Origin of the sequence: Shigella sp. FC1544 (genome assembly GCF_001722145.1) — a bacterium.
Classification (GTDB): Bacteria; Pseudomonadota; Gammaproteobacteria; order Enterobacterales; family Enterobacteriaceae; genus Escherichia; species Escherichia coli.
The window spans coordinates 1-2,794 of record NZ_MECT01000204.1; the positions used below are offsets into that span (position 1 = coordinate 1).

Annotated in this window: 4 protein-coding genes and 1 pseudogene; 4 read left to right on the forward strand and 1 reads right to left on the reverse strand. The window is 49.0% G+C overall.

What is annotated here, in order from left to right; all coding sequences use genetic code 11:
- The first annotated feature begins 115 nt into the window (after positions 1 to 115).
- The 4 genes and pseudogenes from BGK49_RS11725 to BGK49_RS11750 all read left to right on the forward strand — a co-directional run.
- Entirely contained in the window at positions 116 to 532 is a 417-nt protein-coding gene (locus tag BGK49_RS11725) for a hypothetical protein (RefSeq protein WP_005069274.1), read from the forward strand.
- A 651-nt stretch (positions 533 to 1,183) separates the two neighbouring features.
- Positions 1,184 to 1,339 (forward strand): type I toxin-antitoxin system toxin HokD, encoded by a 156-nt coding sequence (hokD, locus tag BGK49_RS11740; RefSeq protein ID WP_000813254.1) that lies wholly within the window; start codon positions 1,184 to 1,186, stop codon positions 1,337 to 1,339.
- Positions 1,340 to 1,506: 167 nt separating this feature from the next.
- On the forward strand, positions 1,507 to 1,785 hold the full coding sequence (locus BGK49_RS26710) for a hypothetical protein (RefSeq protein ID WP_000929754.1): 279 nt from the start codon (positions 1,507 to 1,509) through the stop codon (positions 1,783 to 1,785).
- A 1-nt stretch (position 1,786) separates the two neighbouring features.
- A pseudogene (locus tag BGK49_RS11750) lies at positions 1,787 to 2,536 on the forward strand (DUF968 domain-containing protein); the annotation flags it as partial.
- Positions 2,537 to 2,585: 49 nt separating this feature from the next.
- On the opposite strand, the gene BGK49_RS11755 reads toward BGK49_RS11750, so the two are convergent.
- The coding region (locus BGK49_RS11755; RefSeq protein WP_001073957.1) for an IS3 family transposase at positions 2,586 to 2,794 on the reverse strand (209 nt) is incomplete at its 5' end.

Below are 2,794 nucleotides of genomic sequence, written 5' to 3' on the forward strand. Positions count from 1 at the left end.
GCATATCTGACACTTTGGTTCCCACTACTTATTTGGTGGACACCACTTTGTCTAATTCGTCAGATTCTGACCAGACGGTTCAGGCTGTACGCTTACTGAAAGGGCGGTAATGAAAATGACTGAATTAACAAAAGAACAATTAATCGAAGAAGCCAAATTAAAAATAGCGATTACGAAATGCCACCCCAATTCAGGGATGGCGCGAGTAGAGGGCGAGTTATTCAAAATTGCACGGGCATCGCTGGAAGCAGAGCCGATAGCGTGGCGATATCGCTACGTGAAAAAAGGTGTTATGGACTCTCAGGGGGAGTTGTGGGTTGGTGACTGGAAATATGTACCGAAAAAAGAGGATTGTAACGACAGGCCGAACTATGAAATTCAGGCCTTATTCACTGCCCCACCAGTCCCGGTTACATCAGAAGAACTGGTTAAAGCTGTGCACTTTTATGAACAACTAAAACGCGAAAATCCACCAGCATCCGGCAACCAGATTAATGGGTTAACTATGTCGGTTAAACGACCAGCCAACTGAAAAAGCGGAAACCTGATTATAGGTTGCCAGATAAGGCAATAAGCTACCTGGCGCGGAACGGACTGATAAGTATGGGGAATGTTTTACGATGAGTATTTAGACTAAAGAGTTTGTAACGCTATGTAAGTGATTTTTTCTGGTTTAGATATTTATATGTCCGGCCAAATTGAGGTGTGTTTAAATGTTATTGCACATTGATTGTAGGGGGAATAATGAAAAACGCATTGCAGTTTTTGTTTGTTGCGTTCTGGTTGTTCGCATCATGTATGCCCATCATCTTCACAGCAAGGTATATGGAAAAAATTGATGTTTTGATATTAATGTTTGGACATATAAATGCCCTTTTTTTAGGGGTGTTCATGGCGGTCATGTGCATTGAATACTGGCGGTAAATACAGCGAACGCTATTGGTTTAGTTGGATATTTACTGTGCCGGACAAAAACGGTTTGCAGGGAAATCTTAGTTAAGTAGAATGACTGCGGGTGCTTGAGGCTATCTGTCTCAGGCATGAACACCAAAAGGCAGATAGAGAAAAGCCCCAGTTAACATTACGCGTCCTGCAAGACGCTTAACATTAATCTGAGGCTCAATCCATGCTGAACACATGTAGGTTAGCCTCTTACGTGCCGAAAGGCAAGGAGAAGCAGGCTATGAAGCAGCAAAAGGCGATGTTAATCGCCCTTATCGTCATCTGTTTAACCGTCATAGTGACGGCACTGGTAACGAGGAAAGACCTCTGCGAGGTACGAATCCGAACCGGCCAGACGGAGGTCGCTGTCTTCACAGCTTACGAACCTGAGGAGTAAGAGACCCGGCGGGGGAGAAATCCCTCGCCACCGCTGATGTGTCAGGCATCCTCAACGCACCCGCACTTAACCCGCTTCGGCGGGTTTTGTTTTTTCTGGTCGTTCTGGTTTACAATCCATCCGTCAGCCTGAACAACTGGCACCTGCTGCGCCAGCAGAGAAAACAGATGGCGCACGATACCAAATTTTACAATTCGGATAACTCTGCCGCCCCTGCCAGCAGGCACGGGCGGCGTTCTCATGCATTCAAATCTGACTGGTATCAGCACGACCCCTGCACCGAAGAACAGGCTGAATGGCTGATTCAGCGCTACCGCAGACACGGATACGAGATTAAGAAAGCCCTCAGTCTCGATTATCGTCACTGGATAATCTTCGTCAGGCTCCCTTATTCCGAACGGCCACCGCGTCCGTCCTGCACATTCCAGCAACGGATCTGGAGGTAATGTGCGGGTATTACTTCGACCTGTTCTGGTTACGGAACTCGGGCTGGTGGTCCTTAAGCCAGGCCGTGAATCCATGCCGGTATTCCACAATACCCGGGTACTGGTGGAGCCGGAACCGAAAAGCATGCGTAATCTGCCGTCCGGGGTCGTTCCTGCCGTTCGCCAGCCGCTAGTGGAAGACAAAACATTGCTGCCGTTTTTCAGTAACGCACGGGTGATTCGTGCTGCTGGTGGTGCTGGTGCATTGTCTGACTGGCTGTTGCGCCATATTAAATCCTGCCAGTGGCCACACGGCGATTATCATCACAGCGAAACCGTCATTCACCGTTATGGTACCGGCGCAATGGTGTTGTGCTGGCACTGCGACAACCAGTTGCGTGACCAGACATCCGAATCACTCGAGCAACTTGCTCATCAAAACCTGTCAGCATGGATGATTGACGTCATCGGTCACGCAATAAGCGGTACGCAGGAGCGTGAATTATCTCTGGCTGAATTATCCTGGTAGGCGGTCCGCAATCAGGTGGCGGACGCGCTACCGGAAGCGGTATTACGTCGTTCGCTGGGGTTGCGTGCGGAAAAAATCCGCTCAATGTACCGTGAAAGCGACATCGTGCCGGGAGAGCAGACCGCTACCAGCATACTGAAGCAGCGCACAAAAAATCTTGCGCTGCTGCCTCACGCCCACCAGCAACAGAATCCACCACAGGAAGAGACGGTGGTCAGCATTGCCGTTGATCCGGAATCTCCGGCTCAGTGAGGTGTACTGGCAATAGCGGACACTACCATTTGTTCTTTTTTTAAGCAGCCATCTGATGATATTTTTCCCTGAAGGCTGCCGGGGAGATATTCCCCAGACGAGAGTGACGACGCTGACGATTGTAGAAAATCTCAATGTATTCCCGTATTACTGAGATGGCTTCATCCCGGTTATTAAAACGATAGTGGCTCAGGCTCTCATTTTTCAGCGTTCCCCAGAAGCTTTCCATCGGAGCGTTGTCGTAACAGT

Excerpts from the sequence above, each read along its gene's own strand:
- hokD (WP_000813254.1), top strand. The coding sequence starts at position 1,184 with ATGAAGCAGCAAAAGGCGATGTTAATCGCCCTTATCGTCATCTGTTTA.
- BGK49_RS11725 (WP_005069274.1), top strand. The coding sequence starts at position 116 with ATGACTGAATTAACAAAAGAACAATTAATCGAAGAAGCCAAATTAAAA.
- BGK49_RS26710 (WP_000929754.1), top strand. The coding sequence starts at position 1,507 with ATGGCGCACGATACCAAATTTTACAATTCGGATAACTCTGCCGCCCCT.